Origin of the sequence: Azospirillum sp. TSH20 (assembly GCF_003115935.1) — a bacterium.
In the GTDB taxonomy this organism is placed as follows: Bacteria; Pseudomonadota; Alphaproteobacteria; order Azospirillales; family Azospirillaceae; genus Azospirillum.
Genome location: NZ_LGQU01000039.1, coordinates 21,397 through 44,363, shown reverse-complemented (window position 1 = coordinate 44,363; position 22,967 = coordinate 21,397). Strand labels below are relative to the sequence as shown.

The following is a 22,967-nucleotide window of genomic DNA, read 5'->3' as shown; positions in this document are numbered from 1 at the left end:
TCCTCCCGTTGGCAAATCCGCCCCTGATATGGAGCGGACTTGCCCCCGGTCATCCCGCCTTTCGTCAGAATCCGACGCTGACGCCGACAAACCCACCGTAATCGCGGCGGTCCTCCTCACCCAGCCGGGCATTCAGGCCGAGCGTGCCGGTGACCGACTCCGCCAGCTTGAAGGAGGCGCCGGCCGTCAAATCGACATAGCTGCGGTTGGGCTTCGCCACCGCCACATCGTAGGCGAGCGTGGAAATGCTGCGGCTCTCCACCGTGATGCTGCGCTGGTCGTCCTTGAACTCCCGGTTCAGCGTCACCTTGGCGTAGGGCAGGACGCTGCCGAAATCGTAAGCGGCCTGATAGCCGATGCTGCCGACCAGAGAGTTGCGGGTCTGCGAGCGATAGGTGAAGCCGAACAGGCTGCTGTCCTCGCTGAAGCCCTCCACCTCCACATGCTGGTAGCGCAGGCCCAGCACCGGGCCATGGGTCAGCCCGCCCATGGTGAACTCATAGCCGCCCTCGGCGCCGATGGAGGCGTTGATGCCCTCGGTGCTGCCGCCGGTGGAATGGTCGGTGCCGTTGATGGTCACGCCGCGCCGCAGGTCGTAGTCGGCGAAACCAATGGACCCCACCCCGTTCACGAAGGCGCCGCCCATGCGGTAGACGCCGTAGCCGCTCAGCACATACTCCCGCTGCTTGTAATCGCCGCCGGTGGAGAAGCTGCCGCGGTAATGCGACGCCGTGCCGGCCACGCCGAGCAGCAGGTTCTCGGTGAAGCGCTTGTCGATGCCGACGCTGACCGACAGAGGCGTGCCGCGCACCTCCGTCTGCCCGCCGATGCCGGGATCGCCGGTGCGGTCGCTGGTCAGCCGGCCGACTCCGCCGCTGACCCAGGCGCCGGTCGTGCCCGGCTTGCGGCTCCACAGGCTGGTCGCCGCTTGGGCGAGGATGGTGGCGGTCAGCCGGTCGCGAGTGTGGATCGGCGATTCGGCAAGCTGCGCCACGTTGCCGGGGGCGGTCAGCGCGTTCAGCACGAAGTCCGACACCGCGCGATGACCGGCCGTGGTCGGGTGGACGCCGTCGGCGAACAGATAGCTCTGCGCCGCGTTCGGCGCCACCAGGGAGGCGGAGGTGCAGAGCAGCGAACTGCTGGTGGTGCAGGCGGTGCCGGTCACGTTGGCGAAGCCGAAGGATACCGGATTCGCCACCGCCGCCCGCAGCAGCGAATAGGTGTCGATCGGAATGACCGAGACGCCAGCATTCGCCAGACCCAGTGTGACCAGCTGGTTATAGCCGCTGACCAACTGCGTGATCTGCGCCGCCGCCGTCGCGCCCTGCGCCTGCCCGAACGGGGTCGATCCGATGTCGGGCACCGTCGGCACCAGGATGGTGCGCGCACCGGCGGCACGCAGTCGCGCCACCTGGGTCACCAGATCGCCAGCCGCCTGCGTCACCGTCGCCTGGGCGGTCGCCGGGTTGTTGAGCGCGGCGAAGATGTCGTTGGCGCCGCCCCAGACGGTGTAGAGCGCGTTCGGATCCGCCCGTCCGCCGGTGGAGGCGAGATAGCCGGAGACCTGCGTCGCCACGCTGGGCGCCAGGGCCGTCGGGCCTGTCGCCGGGACGCCGACCGACGTGTTCACCCGCGCGCCGCCGACCGCATAGTCGGTGCCGCCCCGCGCCGCCGTGGTGGCGGAGGTACCGAGCGCGCCGGCAAGGTTCTCCGCCCACACCGGCCCCGGATTGGTGGTGAACTTGCCGCCGAAGGGCAGCAGCGACTGGAACGCCCCGCTGTCGGTCAGGCTGTCGCCGAAGAAGATGGTGGAGGAATAGTCCGCCGCGACGGCCGGGACTGCGGAGAGCGCAGTCAGGCAGGTGGCGAGCGCGGCGATCCTGACGCGATACATGGTCACTCCCCGATCCAATTGCTTGGTTGTGCGATTTTCCGCGGATCGTCGCACAAGGTTTTCGGGGGCGCAAGGAAGCTGACGTATAGGGAAGGTGCCGGACATGAAAACGCCCCGCCTTTGGAGGGCGGGGCGCGATCAGGCTTGAATAAGACAGCTTAAGAAACCGTCAGACCAACCGGCTCTGGTCGATGGCCGCCTTGATGAAGGCGGTGAACAGCGGGTGCGGCTCGAACGGCTTGGACTTCAGTTCCGGGTGGAACTGCACGCCGATGAACCAGGGATGGTCGGGGATCTCGACGATCTCCGGCAGCTCCCCGTCAGGCGACAGACCGCTGAACTTCATGCCGCAACGCTCCAGACGCTCCTTGTAGTACACGTTCACCTCATAGCGGTGACGGTGCCGTTCGGAGATGTCGGTGGTGCCGTAGACCTCGGCGACCTTGCTGCCCTCCAGCAGCTTGGCGGGGTAGGCGCCGAGCCGCATGGTACCGCCCAGATCGCCGACCTCGGCACGACGCTCCAGCGTGTTGCCGCGCATCCACTCCGTCATCAGGCCGACGACCGGGTTGCCCGGCTTGCCCAGCTCGGTGGAGCCGGCATCCTCGATCTTCGCCATGTTGCGGGCGGCTTCGATCACCGCCATCTGCATGCCGAAGCAGATGCCGAAGTACGGCACCTTGCGCTCACGCGCGAACTGGGCCGCCCGGATCTTGCCTTCCGTCCCGCGGGAACCGAAGCCGCCCGGCACCAGGATGCCATGGACGTTCTCCAGCCGCTTCACCGCCGCGTCGTCGTCCTCGAAGATCTCCGAATCGATCCAGTCGAGGTTGACCTTGACGTTGTTGGCGATTCCGCCGTGGGTCAGCGCCTCGGCCAGCGACTTGTAGCTATCGAGCAGGCTGATGTACTTGCCGACCACCGCGATGGTGACCTCGCCCTGCGGCTTGCGCACCCGCTCCATGATGCGGGTCCAGCGCGACAGGTCCGGCTCCTTGTCGATCGGCAGGCCGAAATAGCTCAGGACCTGGGTGTCGAAGCCTTCCTCGTGATAGCTGATCGGCACCTGATAGATCGAATCGACGTCCAGCGCCGCGATCACCCGCTCCGGACGGATGTTGCAGAACAGCGCGATCTTCTTGCGCTCGTTCTCCGGAATCGGACGGTCGGCACGGCACAGCAGGATGTTGGCCTGGATGCCGACGCTCAGCAGCTCCTTCACCGAATGCTGGGTCGGCTTGGTCTTCAGCTCGCCGGCGGTCGGGATGTAGGGCAGCAGGGTCAGGTGGATGTAGAGGACGTTCTCCTGCCCGACCTCGTTGCCGAACTGGCGGATCGCCTCCAGGAAGGGCAGCGACTCGATGTCGCCCACCGTGCCGCCGATCTCGATCAGGACGAAGTCCTCGTCGGTGGCGTCGGCGCGGATGAACTCCTTGATCTCGTCGGTGATGTGCGGAATGACCTGGACGGTACCGCCCAGGTAATCGCCGCGACGCTCCTTCGCGATCACGGTGGAGTAGATGCGGCCGGTGGTGATGTTGTCGCCCTTGCGGGCCGACACGCCGGTGAAGCGCTCGTAGTGGCCGAGATCCAGGTCCGTCTCAGCCCCGTCGTCGGTCACGAAGACCTCGCCGTGCTGATAGGGGCTCATCGTGCCGGGATCGACGTTCAGGTACGGATCCAGCTTGCGCAGCCGCACCTTGTAGCCGCGCGCCTGGAGAAGCGCCCCAAGCGCCGCCGATGCCAGACCTTTGCCCAGCGAAGAAACGACGCCACCGGTGATGAAGATGTAGCGAGTCATGTCCGTCCGAAGAGCTTGAGAGCTGTTCCATGTCCCCGGAGGGGACGCATGTTTCCTGTCCCCATAGGGGGCGGATATTTCATGTCCCCGAGGGGTCGGCGCCGAAACTCACGTCGCGGACGTCGGCCCTCAAAAGAAAGAGGCGGCTTCGGGGAGGCCGCCTCGCTGTCCGCTTCGTACCCGTGCGCTGGAGATCCCTTACTGGGACACCGGCGGCGCGGGTTGGGCCGGAGCGGCCGGGGTCACCGGCTGGGCCGGAGCCGCCGGAGAGGCCGGCAGCGTGTCGATGATCGACGCCGGGCGCGAATGGCCGCCGGCCAGGATCGCAAGCACGATGCTGGTGGCGAAGAAGCAGCCCGCCAGAATGCCGGTGGTCCGCGTCAGCAGGTTGGCCGTGCCACGGGTGCTCATCATGCCGCCCATGGTACCGCCGCCGATGCCGAGTCCGCCGCCTTCCGACCGCTGGATCAGGATCACGCCGACCAGCCCGACGGCGATCAGCAGGTGAATAACCAGAATCACCGATTCCATGCGATGCTCACCCCACGCCCATCCCAAAAATCGAATAGCGCGCCACAGGCCGTCTTAAGGGCCCGTGGCGCGCGCCCATTGTTTGTACCGCGCCGCCGCGGGATATGCCAGCGCCAAAATACCCACGGCATATCCATTGGCGGCATGGCTGACACCAGCGTGGTGTATCAGCGGCAGGCGGTGGCGATGGCCCAGAAATCGTCGGCCTTCAGGGCCGCGCCGCCGACCAGCGCGCCGTCGACATTCTCCACCGCCATCAGCTCCGCCGCGTTGTTCGGCTTGACCGAACCGCCATAGAGGATGCGGACCTTGGCGGACTCGGCGATCTTGCCGTCCAGCTCGGCGCGGATGTGGGCGTGCATCGCCTTCACATCGTCCGGAGTCGCGGTCTTGCCGGTGCCGATGGCCCAGACCGGCTCATAGGCGATGACGGTGTTCTCGGCCGTCGCGCCGGCGGGGATGGAGCCGGCGAGCTGGCCCGACACCACGGCGTTCGCCTGGCCGGCGTCACGCTGCGCCTCGGTCTCGCCGACGCAAATGATGGCGACGAGGCCTTCCTTGTGGGCGGCGACCGCCTTGGCGTTGACCACGGCGTCGCTCTCGCCATGGTCGGCGCGGCGCTCCGAATGGCCGAGGATGACGAAGCGGCAGCCCGCATCCTTCAGCATAGTCGGCGCCACGTCGCCGGTATGGGCGCCGGAGGTCTTGGGCGCGCAATCCTGGCCGCCCAGCGCCAGCGGGCTGTCGGCAATCGCCTCTCCCACCGGAAACAGCAGCGGGAAGGGCGGGCAGACCAGCATGTCGAAAACGACCGGGCCGGCGCCCTTCAGCCGACCGGCGAGGTCGGAGGCGAGATCCAGCCCGTCGGCCTTCAACCCGTTCATCTTCCAGTTTCCGGCGATCAGCTTCCGGTTGGCGGTCATGGTCGTTTCCTTCTTGTCTTGGCTTTATATGGGAACTTGTGGAACGTTCTTGGCCTCTCGTGCCCCAAGCCCATAGCAAGCCCGCCGCGGAATTTCCACTCACCCGACCGGCACATCGGCCGTCGGCAGCCATAAGAGACATCTTGTAGCAGTCCCCCGGCGAAGGCCCATCAGCCTGCGGGCGAAGCCACATCAGACGAAGTGCCATGTTGCGGATGCTCCTAGGCGGAATAGCATCATTCGCAACGCACCATCCAGACGCGGCGAAGGCCTGACCCCCATGAAGAACTTCTCGGACCTGACGGAAAAGGAGCTGCTGGCGCTCGCCATTGCGCTGGAGGAGGAGGACAGCCGCATCTACGACGAATTCGCCCACGCCCTCTCCGACAATTATCCCGACACGGCCAAACTGTTCCGCGCGATGGCTTCGGAGGAGAGCGGGCACCGGCACCGGCTGCTGGAGCTGTTCCGTGCGCGATTCGGCGACCACATCCCGCTGATCCGCCGCCAGGACGTGAAGGGATTCGTGGAGCGCAAGCCGGTCTGGCTGAGCCGGCCGCTGGGGCTCGAAACCGTGCGCCGCCAGGCCGAGCTGATGGAGGCGGAGACCAAGCGCTTCTACACCCGCGCCGCCCAGCGGTCGCAGGATGCCGCCATCCGCCAGTTGCTGGGTGATCTCGCCGAGGAGGAGCGCCGGCACGAGGCCAAGGCCGAACGGCTGGAGGCGAAATACGTCTCGCCGGAGGTTCGGGAGCAGGAACACGAATCGGAACGCCGGCTGTTCCTGCTGCAGGTCGTGCAGCCGGGTCTGGCCGGGCTGATGGACGGGTCGGTCTCGACCCTGGCCCCGCTGTTCGCCGCCGCCTTCGCCACCCAGGACAGCCACGAGACCTTTCTGGTCGGACTGGCCGCCTCCATCGGCGCCGGCATCTCCATGGGCTTCGCCGAGGCTCTGTCCGACAACGGGTCGCTGACCGGGCGCGGCAGCCCGTGGCTGCGCGGGCTGGTCTGCGGCGCGATGACCACGCTGGGCGGGCTGGGCCACGCCCTGCCCTATCTGATCCCGCATTTCTGGACGGCGACCGCCATCGCCGTTGGCGTGGTGGTGATCGAACTGGCCATCATCGCCTGGATCCGCAACCGCTATATGGACACGCCGCTGCTGTCCGCCGCCTTCCAGGTGGTGGTCGGCGGGCTGCTGGTTTTCGCCACCGGCATCCTGATCGGCAGCGCCTGAGCGGCGGCGGGAAAAGCCGTTTGCGGGAATGAGCTTGTTCTTGTAACCGGACGCACGATTGTTTATGTCTGACTTGCTGTCCTAATTAGAACAAATTGAACCAACCGCGTCGCCATGGCCGATCTGAAAGCAGGCGTTAACCAGCTCTTCCTCCGCGAGGAGGAACTCCGTACCGGGATGGAGCTGCTTTTCTACGCCTATCGCGAATTCACCGCCGAACCGGACGAAATTCTGGCGGAAATCGGCTTCGGCCGCGCGCATCACCGCGTGATCTACTTCGTCGGCCGCTATCCCAAGATCACCGTTTCGGAACTGCTGGCGATCCTGAAGATCACCAAGCAGAGCCTGTCGCGCGTGCTGGGCGAGCTGGTGCGCCAGGGCTTCATCGATCAGCAGACCGGCGCCCGCGACCGGCGGCAACGGCTGCTGGAGCTGACGGAAAAGGGCGTGGAGCTGGAACGCCAGCTGTCGGAGACCCAGCGTCAGCGCATCGCCCGCGCCTATCGCATGGCGGGGGCCGAGGCGGTGGAGGGATTCCGCAAGGTGATGATGGGCATGCTGGACGAGGAGGACCGGACGAAATTCGCACCGCCCGTTCCCCCTGCCCGTCTTGCCGTGAAACGCTAAATCAGGAAACGCTGGACCGGATCAGCCGGCTTTCGATTCGGAAGTCTCCACCGGCGCTGCGGATTGGCTTTCCGCCGGCTTGTCTTCGGTTGCGCCCTGGGTTGCACCGTCAGCCGGCTTTTCGGCGGCCGCCTTTGCCTCATTGGGATTGCGGCGGCGGAAGCCGCCCTTGCGATAAACCACGTTTTCGGAGGCACCCGGCGGGCATTGGACGATGTTCCCCCCCTTCGCGAGGAAGGCGCGGGTCATGTCGGCGAGGTCTTGGGCGTCCAGGTCCTTGGGGTCGTTGGACCTGTGGTGGTCGGCCATCGTGATCGCTCCTCGTGTCTCTCGGCCCTCGTAGAGGACATATGGAGGATAACACGGTTCGAGGCCGAAACGGCCAAACGCTTACACGCCTGCCCGCCATGCATACCCAAGGTATGTCCCGCATGGTGCCCCTATGTCGATTGCGGGGAGCCGCGTTATAGTCCCGTCATGACCGAAGATCAGCCCCACATCCTGGTCGTCGACGACGACACCCGCCTGCGCGAACTTCTGCGCAAGTATCTCGCCGGAAACGGCTTTCTGGTCAGCACGGCCCGCGACGCCGCCGATGCGCGGGCGCAGCTGGGCGGGCTTGCCTTCGACCTGCTGGTGCTCGACATCATGATGCCGGGCGAGTCGGGGCTGTCGCTGACCGAATCGCTGCGGCGCGAGCGCGACCTGCCGATCCTGCTGCTGACCGCCCGCGACGAGCCGGACGACCGCATCGCCGGGCTGGAGGCCGGGGCCGACGATTATCTCGCCAAGCCCTTCAATCCGCGCGAACTGCTGCTGCGCATCAACTCCATCCTGCGCCGGCAGGCCACGCGCCCGCCGGAACCGGCGGCCCCGCCGGCTGTCCCCGTTCGGCTGGGTCCGCTCATCTACCTGCCCGACCGCGACGAGCTGCGCCACGGCGACGAGGTGATCCGCCTGACCACGGCCGAGGCCAGCCTGCTGCGCATCCTCGCCGCCTCTCCCGGCGTGACCTTTACCCGCGATGAACTGACGGAGCGCAGCAAGGTCGCCGGCAACGCCCGCACCGTCGATGTCCAGGTGACACGCCTGCGCCGGAAGATCGAGGCCGACCCGCGCGAGCCGCGCTATCTCCACACCGTCCGCGGCGAGGGCTATGTGCTGAGGCCCGATCCGTGACGGCGGCCGGCAGCAGCGGACGGGCCGGCGCCGACGGCGCCGCGGCCAGCCGGGCGGCGGCGCGGCGCGCCGAACGTCGCCGGCGTACGCCGTTCCTGAAGCGCTTCCTGCCGCGCACGCTGTTCGGCAGGTCGCTGCTGATCATCGTCACGCCGGTGATCCTGGCCCAGGCGGTGGCGACCTGGATCTTCTACGACCGCCATTGGGACACGGTGACCAACCGGCTGGCCTATGCGGTCGCCGGCGATATCGCCACCGTCATCGCGATGCTGGAGCGGGACCCGTCGCAGGACGGCCGCGACTGGACGCTGGCCACCGCCGCCCGCACTACGGACCTGATCGTCACGGTGGAGCCGGACCAGACCCTGCCGGACAAGCCCCGGGAGCTGAGCGGTCTGCTGGAACGCACGCTGGGCAAGGCGTTGGACGAGCGGGTCGGCCGCCCCTTCACCATCAACACCCGCGTCGCCCATGAATGGTACGAGATCCGGGTGCAGATGGCCGACGGCGTGTTGTCGGTGATGTCGCCGGAACGCCGGCTGTTCACGCCAACCAGCTATATCTTCATCCTGTGGATGGTCGGATCGGCCATCGTGCTGTTCGCCGTTGCCATCCTGTTCATGCGCAACCAGATCCGGCCGATCAAGCGGCTGGCCATCGCCGCCGACGCGCTCGGCAAGGGCCGCGACGTCTCCAACTTCAAGATGGAGGGTGCGACGGAGGTGCGGCAGGCGGCCTCCGCCTTTCTGCTGATGCGCGAACGCATCCAGCGCCAGATCAACCAGCGCACCGAGATGCTGGCCGGCGTCAGCCACGATCTGCGCACGCCGCTGACCCGGATGAAGCTGGCGCTCGACATGATCGAGGATCCCGAGCTGGATCCGGAGGTGGAGGAGCTGAAGGCCGACGTCGCCGAGATGGAAACCATGATCGAAGGCTATCTCGCCTTCGCCCGCGGCGAGGGGACGGAGGCGGTGCAGCCGACCGACCTGACCCGCCTGCTCAACGAGGTCGCCGCCGGCGCCCGGCGTGACGGAACCGAGGTGACGCTGACCGCGCCGGAGGGGCTGATCCTGCCGCTGCGTCCGAATGCGGTCCGCCGCTGCATCGCCAACTTGCTGGTCAATGCCGGCCGCCATGCCGGCACCGCCTGGGTCAAGGCCGAACCGAAGGACGGCATCATCGAGATCACGGTGGACGATGACGGCCCGGGCATCCCCGCCTATCTGCGCGACGACGTGTTCAAGCCCTTCTTCCGTGTCGACAGCAGCCGAAATCTCGACACCGGCGGGTCCGGCCTTGGGCTGACCATCGCGCGGGACGTGGCACGCGGCCACGGCGGCGACATCACGCTGGACGACAGCCCCTATGGCGGCCTGCGCGCGGTGATCCGGCTGCCGGTATGATCCAATGACGTGATTCCATGAAAAAGCCCGCCTTCATTCAGGCGGGCAATTCATGTCATGCAATGACTGCCTCGTCCCCCACCTTCCCGGCGAACCGGCAAGGTGGGGACGGGGGCAATGGACGGGCGCGTGGTTACTGGTTCGCCGCCGCGGCAACGACGTTGGCGCCGGCCAGCTCGCCGCCGATGCCGTTGTTCAGCGCCCAGATGGCGGCCTGCGTACGGTTGGAAGCGTTGATCTTGCGCAGCAGGCTCTTCAGGTGAACCTTCACGGTGGCTTCCGTGATGTTCAGGTGGTTGGCGATCATCTTGTTGCTGTCGCCGTTCAGCAGGCAGCGCAGGATCTGCACCTCGCGCTGAGAGAGGCCCTTGCGCGACACCGGCATTTCGGTGCCGTTGCCGTTGACGCGGCCGGAGATCAGCAGCGCCGCCAGATGGGTCGGGAACACCTTCTCGCCCATCATCACCAGCTTCAGCGACTGGGCCAGCGCGTCGGACGACAGGTCCTTCATCAGGTAGCCGTCGGCACCGGCCTCCAGCGCGTTGGCGAGACGGCGGGTGCACAGGTCGCTGGTCAGGATGACCATGCGGGTTTCCGGAAGCAGGGCGCGCAGGCGGCGCATCCCGTCGGCTTCCTCGTCGCCGCCATTCTGCAGGTCCAGAAGGACAAGCTGAGGCCGCAAGCCGCTTTCAACCGACCCCAGCGCCTCCCGCAGGTTTCCCGCCTCGGCAACGATCTGGAAGGGCGAATCATCGAGCAGGCGCTTCAACCCCTCGCGAAACAGCTTGTTCGAGTCGACTAGAAAAGCGCGCACTGAGTCCATCGTCCGCTCCCGCAATTTGGTCCATCGTCATGACGTGGTGGCCAGGGTGAAGGCCGTTGTACAGAGAAGGGTCGCGACGCATTGGCGTTTCAGCGATTACCCCTCGATAGCTCCGGCAGGCCGTTATTTAGGGTGAGGTTACCCCCGTGTCGTGCCCTACGGTACCACTCTCCAGAGTTAAAAGAAGAACGCATTGGGCATATGCGCAAAGCCTCTCCAAGATTGCCGGTTCCAAAGATATCACAGTAGCGAACATTGACGCGCTCGAAGGCGTTAACTGTTTTGTTAACCACCACTTATTTGCGTAAGGCAGCCTCTCTTAAGCGAGGAAGGGCACAATTTTCTCACACGAAGTTGCATCGGCAGCCGCCGACGTGGTGATGCCAACAGATAACCCGAATGGAGGGGGTGCACTTTCGATATAGTTGCGCCTGCGGCCATGGTCGTACCGCTTGACCGGTCCGGGCCGCGCATGCGCATGTCTGCCGGCTTCCGCCGCCCGGCGGGTACAGGACGAGGACGGGATGGGCTGGCAGATCATCGTCGCCGCCATGGCGGGCTATTTGGTGCTGCTGGGGCGCAGTGCGTGGAAGCAGGGCGAGTTCCGCCAGTTCCTGCGCAGCCTCGCCATCGTCGGCACCCTGTGCGCACTGCTGGCCGGCGCCGTTGCCCTGGCGATGCTGCTGGACCGGACATAGGCGGCTCAGCCGCCTCCCCGCCCCTCTTCCCACCGCCGCAACAAAAAAGGCGCCGGCGGTTTCCCGCCGACGCCCCATTCTGGACGCACTTGTTCGTTCCCCGCAGCCGGTCAGCTGAGCGGGATCGCCACGAAACGCAGGTCGCCCTTACGGTCGACCAGAAGCAGGACGGACTTCTTGTTCTGCTCCTTGGCCTTCTGGACCTTGGCGGTCACGTCCTCGGGCTTGCGGACCTCTTCCTGGCCGACCTCGATGATGACGTCGCCCGCGCGCAGGCCCTTTTCCGCCGCGGTGGAGTTGCCGGCCACATCGGTGATGACCACGCCCTTCATGTCGGGCTTGATCTCATACTGCTGGCGCAGCTCCGGCGTGATGGCGGTCAGCTTCATGCCGAGCGATTCGGTCGGCTTCTGGGCCGGGGCCTTTTCCTTCGGCTGCTGCTTGTCTTCCGGACCGGCGGCGAGCAGACCCTGCTCTTCCGCGGCTTCCAGCTCGCCGACCTTGACCTGAACGGTCTGCGACTTGCCCTTGCGCCAGACTTCGACCGGGACGGCCTTGTCGATGCTGGTTTCGGCGACGACGCGCGGCAGGCGCCGCATCTCGTCGATTTCCTTGCCGTCGAACTTGGTCACCACGTCGCCGGCCTGGATGCCGCCCTTGGCGGCGGGACCTTCCGGCGTGACGGAGGCGACCAGCGCACCCTTGTGGTTGGGCAGGCCCAGACTTTCGGCGATCTCCGGCGTCACCGCCTGGATGCGCACACCCAGCCAGCCGCGGCGGGTCTTGCCGTATTCCTTCAGCTGCGCCACCACCTGCTTGGCGAGGTTGGACGGGATGGCGAAGCCGATGCCGACCGACCCGCCCGACGGCGAGAAGATGGCGGTGTTGATGCCGATGACCTCGCCGTTCAGGTTGAACATCGGGCCGCCGGAATTGCCGCGGTTGATCGAGGCGTCGGTCTGCAGGAAATCGTCATACGGGCCGGCGTCGATGTTGCGCTGGCGCGCCGAGATGATGCCGGCGGTGACCGACCCGCCCAGACCGAACGGGTTGCCGATGGCCAGAACCCAGTCGCCGACGCGCATGGCGTCGCTGTCGCCGAAGGGCACGGCGACCAGCGGGTGGCTGGTCTTGATCTTCAGCAGGGCCAGGTCGGTCTTGCTGTCCTTGCCGACCAGCTCCGCCTTGATGTTGGTATCGTCCTGCAGGATGACGGTGATCTCGTCGGCGTCCTGAACGACGTGGTTGTTGGTGACCACATAGCCGTTCTTGGCGTCGATGACGAAGCCGGAACCCAGCGAGGTCGCCTTACGCTGCGGCTGGTCCTGCTGCTGCTGGCGGTCGAAGAAGTCCCGGAAGAAATCCTCGAAGGGCGAACCCGGCGGGAATTGCGGGATCTCCGGCCGCTGACCCGGCGGACGCTGCGGGGCGTTCTGGCTGGTGGAGATGTTGACGACCGCCGGCAGCAGCTTTTCCGCCAGATCGGCGAAGCTGCCGGGCGCATTGCGGGGCGGCGTTGCCGCCTGGGCTTGGGCCGCCTGGGCCTGGGCGGGTGCGGCACCGGCCAGCGCGCCGATGACGGCACCGCCGGCCATGACCGAGGTCATGCCCCAGACGATGGCGGCGACCAGCGGCCGGACGCCCGCCTTGCGAGGCCGGGCTTCGGCCACGGCGCCGCGCGTGGCGGGTTCGAAGTTGGGTATGCGAATCAACGTGCTCTCCCTACCAGACGTCCGGCCGATTCCGTGGGCGGGAGCGGCCGCCCGGTTCTGGGCCATATATGTGTTGGGCCACGAGTATGGCCGCAAGATGGCGTGCCGGTCCAGTCGGCACCAGTGGAAATCTTAAGCCTTCGGATTTCCATTGAACCAATGCTGCGGACCTCCTGCCGTGGAAACAGGATGCCGAACATGCCTGCGGCCGGATCGGGGTTGAACCCGACCCGGCCGCAAGACCGCGTCAATCCCGCCTTGCGGGGCCTTACTGCGCCGGCGCAGGGGCCGGTGCGGGAGCGGGAGCCGGAGCAGCGGCGGCAGCCGGACCACCGCCCGCCTGCGGACCCGGGCCGCTGAAGTAGCGGAAGAACTCCCCGTTCGGCGACAGCACCATGGTGGTGTCGTTGCCGTTCAGCGACTTCCGGTAGGCTTCGAGCGACCGGTAGAAGCCGTAGAAGCCGGGGTCCTGCGACGTCGCCTCGGCGATCAGCTTCAGCGCGGTGTTGTCGCCTTCGCCGCGCAGGATCTGCGCGTCGCGCTGGGCCTCCGCGATGATGACCGTGCGCTCGCGTTCGGCGCGCGACTTGATCTGCTGCGACTGTTCCTGACCCTGGGCGCGGGCCTCCGCCGCTTCGCGTTCGCGTTCGGAGCGCATGCGGGCGAAGATCGACTGGCTGGTCTCTTCCGGCAGGTCGGCGCGGCGGATGCGCACGTCGACGATCTCGATGCCGAAGCGCTTGGCCTCGTCGTTCACCTGCTGCTTGATGTCGGTCATGATGCGGGCACGCTCGTCCGACAGGACGGCCAGCACCGTGACGTTGCCGAGCACGCGGCGCAGCGACGAGTTGACGATCGAGTTCAGGCGGGTTTCGACCACCGCCTCGGTCCCGGCGGTCTGGTAGAAGCGCAGCGGGTCGTGGATGCGGTAGCGGGCGAAGGCGTCGACGTCCAGGCGCTTCTGGTCGGCCAGGATGACCTGCTCCACCGGCGGGTCGAGGTCGAGGACGCGGCGGTCGATCAGCCGGACTTCCTGGATGAAGGGGATCTTCACCTGCAGGCCCGGTTCGCGGATCACCCGGCGCGGTTCGCCGAACTGCAGAACCAGCGCCTGCTGGGCCTCGTTGACGGTGAACAGCGAAGACGACGCGACGATGCCGAGGGCCACGATGGCGATGCCGGCGATGGCGAGGGTGCGTTTCATGATGCGATCCTCCTCACTGGCCGGACATTGAAGAATTCTGGGGCGGGTTTTGCGACAGCGAGGACAGCGGCTGGGTCTGCGTGCCAGACCGTGCGCCGCCCTGGCTGCCGCTCTGGTTCGGCTGCGCCTGGCGCGGCGCCTGCTGCTGCGGCGCGGGCACCGCGTGCGGGGCCAGCTGGTTCAGCGGCAGATAGGGCACGACGTTCTGCGCCGATCCGTCGACGATGATCTTGTTCCGGCCTCGGAAGATTTCCTCCATGGTTTCCAGATACATGCGCTTGGCGGTGACGTCCTTGTTCAGCGCATAGGCCTCGTACACCTTGCGGAAACGCTCGGCATCGCCCTGCGCCAGGCTGACCACCTGCTCGCGATATGCCGAGGCCTCCTGCACCAGCCGCTCCGCCTCGCCGCGGGCGCGCGGGATGATGTCGTTGCGGTAGGCTTCCGCCTCGTTGCGGGCGCGTTCGCGGTCGGCGCGGGCACGCTGCACGTCGTTGAAGGCGTCGATGACCGGCTGCGGCGGATCGGCCTTCTGCAGCTGGACCTGGGTGATCTCGATGCCCGACTGATATTCGTCCAGCATGGTCTGGAGAAGCTGGCGGGTCGAGGTTTCGATCTGCTGGCGCGCCTCGGTCAGGGCGGGCTGCAGGTCGGTGCGGCCGATGACCTCGCGCATGGCGCTTTCGGCGGCCTTCTTCACCGTCACTTCCGGTTCGCGGATCTTGAACAGGAAGTTGCCGGCGTCCTTGATGACCCAGAACACCGTGAAGTCGATGTCGATGATGTTCTCGTCGCCGGTCAGCATCAGCGACTCGTCTGGCACGTCGCGGTCGGTGCGGCCGCCGCCGACGGAGGAACGGTAACCGACCTCGATCCGGTTGACGCGCGTCACCTTGGGCAGCAGCACCGTCTCGATCGGCGACGGCAGGCGATAGCGCAGGCCGGGCTGCTCGGTGCGGGTCCACTGGCCGAAGCGCATGACCACGCCCTGCTCGTCCGCCTCGACGCGGTAGATACCGCTGGCGAGCCAGATCAGGCCGAGCACGCCGGCGACGAGCGCGATGCCACGGCCGCTGCCGAAGCCGCCGGGCATGGCGCGGCGCAGACGATCCTGGCTGCGGCGCAGGAGATCCTCAAGGTCGGGAGGCTGCGGGCCACCGCCACCGCCGCCATTTCCCCCGCCCTGGGGACGCCCCCACGGGTTGCCCGGGCCGTTGTTGCCCGGCGGGGGACCCCAGGGGCCGCCACCGCCGCCCCCACCTTGATTGTTCCACGGCATCCGACTGTGTCCCCCTCTGCGATTCGTCCCATCATGTGGAAGCGCAACGGCTTAAGCCCCGCGCATCCCTTTACCGATCTCGTCCGTCGGTCCTATAGTCCCCCATACCCTTCGGCAAGGATTCCACCAACGGATATCCGCCAATATCGGGAAGACAGCGGAGTTTTCAACCATGGCGCAGATCAGCGAAGCTCAAGTCATGCAGGCGCTGAAGACCGTCATCGACCCGGACCGGGGCGGCGACATCGTCAGTTTGGGCATGTTGTCGGGCCTCGTGGTGCGCGACGGCCATGTCGCTTTTTCCATCGAAGTCGACCCCAAGCGCGGCGCCCAGGCCGAACCGCTGCGCCACGCGGCGGAGAAGGCGGTCGATGCCCTGCCCGGCGTCCTGTCGGTCACCGCGGTGCTCACCGCCCATCGCGCCGCGCCCCAGGCCGCACCGCAGCAGGGGCATTCGCATGGCGGACATGGCCACTCGCACGGGCATTCGCATGGCGGTGCGCCGCAAGGTGACCCTCAGAAGCCGCTGGTCCCCGGCGTGAAGGCGATCGTCGCGGTGGCGTCGGGCAAGGGCGGCGTCGGCAAATCGACCACCGCGGCCAATCTGGCGCTGGCTCTCGCCGCCAACGGGCTGAAGGTCGGGCTGCTCGACGCCGACATCTACGGCCCGTCGATGCCGCGCATGATGGGCATCTCCGGCCGCCCCAACAGCCCCGACGGCAAGCGCCTGGAGCCGATGGAGAATTACGGCATCAAGGTGATGTCCATGGGCTTCCTGGTGGCCGAGGACACGCCGATGATCTGGCGCGGCCCCATGGTGATGAGCGCGCTTCAGCAGATGCTGCGCGACGTGAATTGGGGCAATCTCGACATCCTGGTCGTGGACATGCCGCCCGGCACCGGCGACGCCCAGCTGACCATGGCCCAGCAGGTTCCGCTGGCCGGCGCGGTGATCGTCTCCACCCCGCAGGACATCGCTCTGCTGGACGCCCGCAAGGGCCTGAACATGTTCCGCCGCGTCGATGTGCCGGTGTTGGGCATCATCGAGAACATGAGCTATTTCTGCTGCCCCAACTGCGGCCACCGCACCGACATCTTCAGCCACGGCGGCGCCCGCAAGGAGGCCGACGATCTCGGCATGGAGTTCCTGGGCGAGATCCCGCTGCACCTGTCGATCCGCGAGACCTCCGACCAGGGCCAGCCGATCGTGGTGTCGCAGCCCGACTCCGAACACGCCCAGGCCTACCGCCGCATCGCCAACCGCCTGTGGGAAAAGATCGGCGGCGGCACCGGCGGCCGCGCGGCGCCGCGCATCGTGGTGCAGTGAGGGTGTGGGGGTGCCCGCATGGGTGCCCCCTCCCCGACCCTCCCCCGCTTACGCGGGAGAGGGGGTTAAGTGCCAGAGCGGCGGCAGTCCCCTCTCCCGCGAAGCTCTCGCACAAAGCTATGCTTTGTGCTGACGCGGCAGGCGGACCGTAGGTCCGCTGAGAGCGGGGGAGGGTTAGGGAGGGGGCAAAGGAAGCCGACCCTCACCCATACCGCCGCAGCGCCTCCACCGTCAGCCCCAGGCCGACGGAGCCGAAGATGTTGCCCTCCACCACCCGCGCGCCCGGCGCCTCGGCGAGGATCGCGGCGCGGACCTGGGGCAGCAGGGTGGAGCCGCCGGTCAGGAACACCGCGTCGATGCGGTCGGCGGTCACCCCGGCATCGGCCAGACAATCGCGGATGCGCGAACCGATGCGGGCCGCCAGCGATCCGGTGGCGCGGTTCAGCGCATCCCGGTCCACCGCCAGCGCCAGATCCCCGTCGCCCCAATCCAGCGCCAACTCCGTCGCCTCATGGTCCGACAGCGCGATTTTGGTCCGCTCCACCGCCATCGCCAGCGCGTGGCCCTGGCGGTGCTCGACCACGCCGATCAGGCGCTCGATCTTCTCGGGCTCGGCGGAATCGCGCTGCAGCCGCTCCAACTCGGCCATCGCCTTGGCGGTGTAGAGGAAGTTGATCTTCGCCCAGGTCGCCAGATCGAAATAGATGCTCCGGGGGGCCAGCAGTCCGGCACGCTTCATGGCGCTGCCAAACCCGAGTTCCGGCATGGCGGTGGCGAGGCTGAGGTCGCGGTCGAAGTCGGTGCCGCCGACGCGGATGCCGTCATTCGCCAGAATGTCGCCGGCCCGGTCGGCCTTGCCGCGGCGTTCCGGCCCGATCCGCACGACCGAGAAGTCCGACGTGCCGCCGCCGATGTCGGCGATCAGCGCCAGTTCCTCCCCGGCGACCTGCTGCTCGTAATCGAGCGCGGCGGCGATGGGTTCGAATTGGAAGGAGACGTTGCGGAATCCGGCCGCCCGCGCGATCTGCCCCAGCGTCTCTTCCGCCGCAGCATCGCCGGCCGGGTCGCCGTCGACGAAATGGACAGGGCGGCCGACGACGACGTCGCCCAGTTCGCCGCCCATCGCCTCTTCCGCCCGCTTCTTCACCAGATCGAGGAAGGTGCCGATCACCGCGCGGAAGCTGATGCGGCCCTTGCGGAGCGCGGTATCGGCGTCGATCAGGTCGGTGCCGAGCATCGACTTGATCGAGCGCATCAGCCGCCCCTCCACCCCCGACACATAGCCGTCGATGGCGGCTTGACCGATGGTGGTCCGGTCATGCTCGAAATCGAAGAACACCGCGGTCGGCAGGGTCGTGCGCGTGCCGTCCAGCGCCAGCAGCCGGAAGCCGTCCGCGTCCTGCACGCCCAGCGTCGTGTTCGAGGTGCCGAAATCGAGCCCGCACGCCGTCATGTCCCGCCTCCTGCCCGGATGACCGGTGCGGCCACCCGCCGCACCGGAAAAGGGGCGAGCGTATAACGGCTCCGGCGCGCCGGATCAAGCACCGCGCCTGAAATTCACCAGGAGTGGCGCATCCGCCGGGCACCCAGCGGACGGCTCGCCAGCACCACCGGCAGCAGGAACAGGGTCAGGTTGGTCCAGGAGAAGGAACGCTTCCGTCCATCCTCCCTGCCCCGGCTGTGCTCCTGCCGCCGTTCCATCCAGCCACCGCTGGCTCCCTGATATTCCGGCATGGCGGTCATCACCCCGCCGGACGTGGCCGGCGCCGAGCGGTTCTGGAACATGTCGCGCTCGATGGTGTGGGCCAACGCCCGTTCGGTCATCTGGGGCGCCATGGCGTTGCCGACGGCGGCGAGACGGCCTTCGGCGCCGACGAACAACTCGCGCTGGGGATTGCGGGCCAGCGACAGGATGGCGGCGGCGACCTCCTCGGGCGGGTGGATCGGGTTCAGCGGCTTGACCGCGCGGCCGGTGTAGTTGGCGGCATGCTGCCACAGCGGGGTATCGATGGAGGCAGGCATCACCATGCAGACATGGATGCCCGGCTCGTCCACCAGTTCCTGCCGCAGCGATTCGGAGAAGCCGCGCACGGCGAACTTCGCCGCGGTGTAGGGGGTGGCATAACGCTGGCCGATGTTGGACACCATCGACGCGGTGTTGATGATGATGCCCTCGCCACGGTCGAGGAAATGGGGCAGCACGGCGCGGCAGCCATGAACCATGCCGAAGAAGTCGGTGCGCACCACCTGCTCGAACACCTCGTCGGGAATGTCCTCGAAGCGGCCGAAGGCGATGACGCCGGCATTGTTGACCCACACGTCGATGCCGCCGAAGGCCTGAACGGCGCGGTCGGCCAGATGCTGCATCGCGCGCTGGTCGGTCACGTCGGTCGGCACCACCATGGCCCGGCCGCCGGCCTCGACGCATTCCTCCGCGACTTTGTGCAGGGCCGCCATCCGCCGGGCGGCGAGGATGACCGCCGCCCCCTGGCGGGCGAATTCCAGTGCGGTCGCCCGGCCGATGCCGCTGGAGGCGCCGGTGATGACCACCACCTTGTCGTCCATAGAACGCTTCGCCATGACCGCCATCCTTCCATTCCGGTTTCGTCGATTGCGCCGTACAACAGCGCCGGTTGACGAAAATCCCGGATGCGACCTTTCGGCCGCCGGTCTGGAGAAGCGGGCGGGAACCCGCTACAGTCATGCGTCCTTGAAGGAATTCGTCCTCAACCAGTGTGGAGCGGGCTCGGTGCCGGCGAGAGAGCTTGACGTGAAGGGGCTGCATTGCCCGTTGCCCATCCTGCGCACCCGCGCCTTGCTGAACGGGATGGAGACCGGGGAGGAACTGGTGGTCTATGCGACCGATCCGGCCTCCGTCATCGACTTCCGGCACTTCTGCAACACGACCGACAACGCGCTGCTGTCGCACGAGACCCAGCCGGACGAGGTCCACAAGACGGTCTTCATCTACCGCATCCGCCGCGGCGGTTGAGGCCTCCGCCGCCACCCGCCCGCCGTCCCGCGAAAGGTCCTCCCGATGCTGCTTCCTCCCGCCTCCCTGCCGCCGCTGCGCCCCGGTGCCGTGATCCATGGCCCCGGCTCCTACGGCGTCGACGCGCTGCTGGACGGCTTCACGGCGGAGTTGAAGCGGCGCGGCTTTCGCGTCGGCGGGCTGGTGCAGCGCAACCACGGGCCGGGCGACGATTGCGCCGAGCGGATGGAACTGGTCGATGTCGCCACCGGACGCGCCTATGACATCACCCAGAAGCTGGGGCGGGAATCGCAGTCCTGCCGCGTCGACCCGACCGGCGTGGCCGAGGCCAGCCAGGCGATCCGCAATGCCGTCGCATCAAGGGTCGACCTGCTGGTGATCAACAAGTTCGCCGGTTTGGAATCCCATGGCGACGGCCTGTCGGACGAGATGCTGACCGCCATCGCCGAGGGCATCCCCCTGCTGACCAGCGTCGGCAGCCGCTATCTCAACGAATGGCAGACCGCCACCGGCGGATTCTGCGACCTGCTGTCGCCGGTGCCGGACGCGCTGTGGCGCTGGTGGGGGCCGCAGCGGATGTATGTGGACCTCGTCCAGGGCGTCGCCGATGCCGAGGTCCGCCGCGTCGTCACCGGCGACAAGTGGGTTCTGGTGGAGACCGCCGATGGCCTGGGCGTCGCCGCCCGGCAGGCTCCGGCGGCCGAGGACGATCCGCAACGCTGGGCCGGCCGGTCTTTGCGCGATCTCGCCGCGATGGCCGCCCAATCCTGGGATCCGCTGGAGATCGCGGTCGGCGTCGCCGCCCTGAACGCGCATTACAACCGGCCGGACGTGACCGGCGTCCCCGGCAATGGGCTCGACCTGTTCGCCTCGGTGGAGGGCCGGGTGGTGGTGATCGGCGGCTTCCCCCAGCTTGCCCGCCGCCTGCCGCGCGCGAAGGTCATCGACCTGAACCCCCAGGATGGCGAATATCCGGAGGCCGCCTGCGATTGGCTGCTGCCGGGGGCCGAGGCGGTGGCCATCACCGCGTCCGCCTTCGCCAACCGCACCCTGCCCCGCCTATTGCGGGTTTCGGCCGGCGCGACGGTGGCGATGATCGGCCCCGGCACGCCGCTGACCCCTCGCCTGTTCGACTATGGCGTCCATTCGCTGGCCGGTTTCGTCGCCATCGACCGCGAGGCGGTGGTGCGCACCATCGCCGGCGGTGGCGGATCGCGCGATTTTCATCCCTATGGCCGGATGGTCACGCTGCACCGGCCACCCCACTCTTAACCGAACAAGAACACCGGAGGAGTTGAGACCCCATGGCCGATCTGGACCACCAGACCCGCATCGAACTGGAAGCCGCCGCCTTCCGCGGACTGGTCGAGCATCTGCGCAAGCGCACCGACGTGCAGAACATCGACCTGATGAATCTCGCCGGCTTCTGCCGCAACTGCCTGTCCAAATGGTACGCGGCGGCGGCCAAGGAACGCGGTGTCAAGCTATCCGACGAGGAGGCCCGCATCGCCGTCTATGGCATGCCCTATTCCGAATGGAAGCAGAAGCACCAGAAGGAAGCCACCCCCGAACAGCAGAAGACGTTCGAGGACACCAAGCCGCTGCATGCAGAGATCAGCGGGCACCGGTAAGGTGAAGCGACGGGTCCCCCTCCGGTCCGCTGCCGACGCAGGGACCGGGAGGGGGCACCGCTTCAGGCGCTCACCGAAAAGGGCTGCACCACCGCCTGGAACTCCGCCATCGCCTCGCAGGCGTCGGAATGGGCGGCGAGCGCCGGCCAGCGGGAGCGGTCGAAAACCTGCGGATGGGCCTCGCCGACGAAGCGCAGGGCGCAGGCGGCGGCGATGTCGGCGTGATTGATCCGCTCACCGAACCACCAGGGGCCGGACGCGGCGGCGCGATCGGCCTCCAGCACATCCAGGACCGCGCCGATCTGGCCGGTGCAGCGTTCCACCCACAGGTCCGACCGCTCCTTGTGCAGCACCCGTTCATAGACGAGGCTCACCGCCTTGTCGGCGAAGCCGGTGGAAAGCGCGCAGAGCTTCAGCGCCCGGCGGCGGTCCGCACCCTGGCGGGCGATCAGCGCACGGTCCGGCCCGGCGACCTCGTCCAGATGATCGAGGATGGCGCCGCTTTCGATCAGCACCTCGCCATCCTCCCGCATAAGATCGTCCAGCACCAGGGTCGGCACGCGTTTCAGCGGGTTGAAGCGCGCGACCTCCGCCGCGTCGGAAAAGACCGACCAGGGCCGGTGCTCGTAAGCCATGCCGTAGAGGCGCAGGGCCACGGCGACACGGCGCACGAAGGGCGAGTCATACTGTCCGATCAGGATCATCGACGATTTCCCCGCTGACTGCTGGAAGACGCCACCGATCCTAATACGGATTTGTCCCGTGGTCGCATTCTTGGCGCGCGGCTCAGTCCCGCGCCACGATGGGGGTCAGCTTGTAGCGGGCGGCGACGGTCTCCAGCCGGCCGTCGGTCTTGATCGCGGCAACGAAGGCGTTGACCCGCTCCAGCCACGCCGGATCGCCCGGCGCCACCGCATAGGCATAGGGGGTCGGCTGTACCGGCACGTCCGGCACGATCAGCCGCGCCCAGGGGTGGAAGGCCAGCATGCGCTGCCCATAGGGATAGTCGGTCAGGAAGGCGTCGGCGCGGCCGGACTGCACCTCCTCCTCGCGCTCCTGCGGACGGGTGACGGCGACGATGCGCGCGGCTTTCATGGCCGATCGCGCATAGCCGTCCATGTAGGTGTCCTTCTGCACCGCCACGACGTTGCCGGCTCGGTCGAGGTCCTCCCACCGCTGGATGCCGTCGTTCGTCTGAGTGGTCACCGCATAGATGCCGCTGCGCAGATAGGGCTGGCTGAAGGCGACGCGCTGCGCCCGCGCCTGGGTGGCACCGATGGCGAACATGCCGATGTCGCAGCGATCGGCCAGCAGATCGTCGATGAAGCGGGGAAAGCTGCTCTCCACCACGGCCAGCCGCACACCCAGATCGTCGGCGAAGGCCTGCGCCAGTTCCGCATCCAACCCTTCCAACGCGCCGGTGCGCGGATTACGGAACGAGATTGCATAGTAATCGGGCCAGGAGCAGACACGAAGTTGCTTCTGCTCTGCAATTTTCTGAAGTTTCCCATCGGCTGCCATAGCCGGTTCAGCGATGGAAACCGATAAAACCGACAGAATTGCCGAGCCGATTGCCCAGAGGACCCGCGTCGCCATGTCACACCTTTCGTTAACCAACCGCCCCAGTTCTTCACGCCCCAAACACAAATCGGCGAAGCGCCGCTGATATCTTAGCATAACACGAGCATGGACAGCAGCGAGTG

The 22,967-nt window shown here is 67.2% G+C and carries 22 protein-coding genes; 9 read left to right on the top strand and 13 right to left on the bottom strand.

The annotated features are described in order from the left end of the window. Positions 1 to 64 precede the first annotated feature (64 nt). The 4 genes from TSH20_RS11005 to tpiA all read right to left on the bottom strand — a co-directional run bounded on the left by TSH20_RS11005 (position 65) and on the right by tpiA (position 5,149). On the bottom strand, positions 65 to 1,894 hold the full coding sequence (locus tag TSH20_RS11005) for an autotransporter domain-containing protein (RefSeq protein ID WP_158281983.1): 1,830 nt from the start codon (positions 1,892 to 1,894) through the stop codon (positions 65 to 67). 169 nt (positions 1,895 to 2,063) lie between these two features. Beyond that, positions 2,064 to 3,695 (bottom strand): CTP synthase, encoded by a 1,632-nt coding sequence (locus TSH20_RS11000; protein ID WP_109074770.1) that lies wholly within the window; start codon positions 3,693 to 3,695, stop codon positions 2,064 to 2,066. A gap of 198 nt (positions 3,696 to 3,893) precedes the next feature. Next, positions 3,894 to 4,226 (bottom strand): preprotein translocase subunit SecG, encoded by a 333-nt coding sequence (gene secG, locus TSH20_RS10995; RefSeq protein WP_109074769.1) that lies wholly within the window; start codon positions 4,224 to 4,226, stop codon positions 3,894 to 3,896. A 167-nt stretch (positions 4,227 to 4,393) separates the two neighbouring features. Then, complete coding sequence (gene tpiA / locus TSH20_RS10990) at positions 4,394 to 5,149, bottom strand: triose-phosphate isomerase (protein WP_109074768.1); 756 nt, start codon at positions 5,147 to 5,149, stop codon at positions 4,394 to 4,396. 280 nt (positions 5,150 to 5,429) lie between these two features. Between tpiA and mbfA the strand changes: the two genes are divergently transcribed. Together mbfA and TSH20_RS10980 are read left to right on the top strand one after the other, a co-directional pair. Then, positions 5,430 to 6,386, top strand: a complete 957-nt coding sequence (gene mbfA / locus TSH20_RS10985; protein ID WP_109074767.1) for an iron exporter MbfA — start codon at positions 5,430 to 5,432, stop codon at positions 6,384 to 6,386. Positions 6,387 to 6,500: 114 nt separating this feature from the next. Beyond that, positions 6,501 to 7,013, top strand: coding sequence for a MarR family transcriptional regulator (locus tag TSH20_RS10980; protein ID WP_109074766.1), 513 nt, complete (start codon positions 6,501 to 6,503; stop codon positions 7,011 to 7,013). A gap of 21 nt (positions 7,014 to 7,034) precedes the next feature. Here the strand turns inward: TSH20_RS10980 and TSH20_RS10975 are convergent, their stop codons facing one another. Continuing rightward, the gene (locus TSH20_RS10975) at positions 7,035 to 7,322 is read right to left on the bottom strand and encodes a hypothetical protein (RefSeq protein ID WP_109074765.1); all 288 of its coding nucleotides are present in this window, start codon (positions 7,320 to 7,322) and stop codon (positions 7,035 to 7,037) included. Between the two features lie 168 nt (positions 7,323 to 7,490). On the opposite strand from TSH20_RS10975, the gene TSH20_RS10970 reads away from it, so the two are divergent. Then, positions 7,491 to 8,192, top strand: a complete 702-nt coding sequence (locus TSH20_RS10970) for a response regulator (RefSeq protein WP_109074764.1) — start codon at positions 7,491 to 7,493, stop codon at positions 8,190 to 8,192. After that, entirely contained in the window at positions 8,189 to 9,598 is a 1,410-nt protein-coding gene (locus TSH20_RS10965) for an ATP-binding protein (protein ID WP_109074763.1), read from the top strand. The genes TSH20_RS10970 and TSH20_RS10965 overlap by 4 nt, the downstream gene beginning before the upstream one ends. A 133-nt stretch (positions 9,599 to 9,731) precedes the next feature. Here the strand turns inward: TSH20_RS10965 and TSH20_RS10960 are convergent, their stop codons facing one another. Then, positions 9,732 to 10,421: a response regulator transcription factor gene (locus tag TSH20_RS10960; RefSeq protein WP_109074762.1), complete on the bottom strand. Its 690-nt coding sequence runs from the start codon at positions 10,419 to 10,421 to the stop codon at positions 9,732 to 9,734. 524 nt (positions 10,422 to 10,945) lie between these two features. Here TSH20_RS10960 and TSH20_RS35295 point away from each other — a divergent pair. Further along, positions 10,946 to 11,119, top strand: a complete 174-nt coding sequence (locus tag TSH20_RS35295; RefSeq protein ID WP_169055058.1) for a hypothetical protein — start codon at positions 10,946 to 10,948, stop codon at positions 11,117 to 11,119. A 110-nt stretch (positions 11,120 to 11,229) separates the two neighbouring features. Here TSH20_RS35295 and TSH20_RS10955 read toward each other — a convergent pair whose 3' ends face one another. The 3 genes from TSH20_RS10955 to hflK all read right to left on the bottom strand — a co-directional run bounded on the left by TSH20_RS10955 (position 11,230) and on the right by hflK (position 15,314). Continuing rightward, complete coding sequence (locus TSH20_RS10955) at positions 11,230 to 12,897, bottom strand: DegQ family serine endoprotease (RefSeq protein WP_247871267.1); 1,668 nt, start codon at positions 12,895 to 12,897, stop codon at positions 11,230 to 11,232. 202 nt (positions 12,898 to 13,099) lie between these two features. Then, a complete protein-coding gene (gene hflC, locus TSH20_RS10950) occupies positions 13,100 to 14,035 on the bottom strand; it encodes a protease modulator HflC (RefSeq protein ID WP_109074761.1) in 936 nt (311 codons plus the stop codon). 13 nt (positions 14,036 to 14,048) lie between these two features. Beyond that, complete coding sequence (gene hflK / locus TSH20_RS10945; RefSeq protein ID WP_109074760.1) at positions 14,049 to 15,314, bottom strand: FtsH protease activity modulator HflK; 1,266 nt, start codon at positions 15,312 to 15,314, stop codon at positions 14,049 to 14,051. A gap of 172 nt (positions 15,315 to 15,486) precedes the next feature. On the opposite strand from hflK, the gene apbC reads away from it, so the two are divergent. After that, a complete protein-coding gene (gene apbC, locus TSH20_RS10940) occupies positions 15,487 to 16,641 on the top strand; it encodes an iron-sulfur cluster carrier protein ApbC (RefSeq protein WP_109074759.1) in 1,155 nt (384 codons plus the stop codon). Positions 16,642 to 16,843: 202 nt separating this feature from the next. Here apbC and TSH20_RS10935 read toward each other — a convergent pair whose 3' ends face one another. Both TSH20_RS10935 and TSH20_RS10930 read right to left on the bottom strand, forming a co-directional pair. After that, entirely contained in the window at positions 16,844 to 18,094 is a 1,251-nt protein-coding gene (locus TSH20_RS10935) for an Hsp70 family protein (protein ID WP_109074758.1), read from the bottom strand. Between the two features lie 104 nt (positions 18,095 to 18,198). Next, positions 18,199 to 19,221, bottom strand: coding sequence for an SDR family oxidoreductase (locus tag TSH20_RS10930; RefSeq protein ID WP_109074802.1), 1,023 nt, complete (start codon positions 19,219 to 19,221; stop codon positions 18,199 to 18,201). Positions 19,222 to 19,390: 169 nt separating this feature from the next. Here TSH20_RS10930 and TSH20_RS10925 point away from each other — a divergent pair, with 169 nt between their 5' ends. Genes TSH20_RS10925 through TSH20_RS10915 form a run of 3 tightly spaced genes read left to right on the top strand, consistent with a single transcriptional unit; the run spans position 19,391 to position 21,264 of the window. Next, positions 19,391 to 19,633 (top strand): sulfurtransferase TusA family protein, encoded by a 243-nt coding sequence (locus tag TSH20_RS10925; protein WP_085089306.1) that lies wholly within the window; start codon positions 19,391 to 19,393, stop codon positions 19,631 to 19,633. Positions 19,634 to 19,678: 45 nt separating this feature from the next. Continuing rightward, positions 19,679 to 20,905, top strand: coding sequence for a DUF2478 domain-containing protein (locus tag TSH20_RS10920; protein WP_109074757.1), 1,227 nt, complete (start codon positions 19,679 to 19,681; stop codon positions 20,903 to 20,905). 32 nt (positions 20,906 to 20,937) lie between these two features. Further along, positions 20,938 to 21,264 (top strand): DUF1244 domain-containing protein, encoded by a 327-nt coding sequence (locus TSH20_RS10915; RefSeq protein ID WP_109074756.1) that lies wholly within the window; start codon positions 20,938 to 20,940, stop codon positions 21,262 to 21,264. Between the two features lie 62 nt (positions 21,265 to 21,326). On the opposite strand, the gene TSH20_RS10910 is transcribed toward TSH20_RS10915, so the two are convergent. Beyond that, positions 21,327 to 21,968, bottom strand: a complete 642-nt coding sequence (locus tag TSH20_RS10910) for a glutathione S-transferase family protein (RefSeq protein ID WP_109074755.1) — start codon at positions 21,966 to 21,968, stop codon at positions 21,327 to 21,329. 82 nt (positions 21,969 to 22,050) lie between these two features. After that, positions 22,051 to 22,785 carry an ABC transporter substrate-binding protein gene (locus TSH20_RS10905; RefSeq protein WP_109074754.1) on the bottom strand — a complete coding sequence of 245 codons (735 nt, stop codon included), beginning with the start codon at positions 22,783 to 22,785 and terminating at the stop codon, positions 22,051 to 22,053. Positions 22,786 to 22,967: the final 182 nt, after the last annotated feature.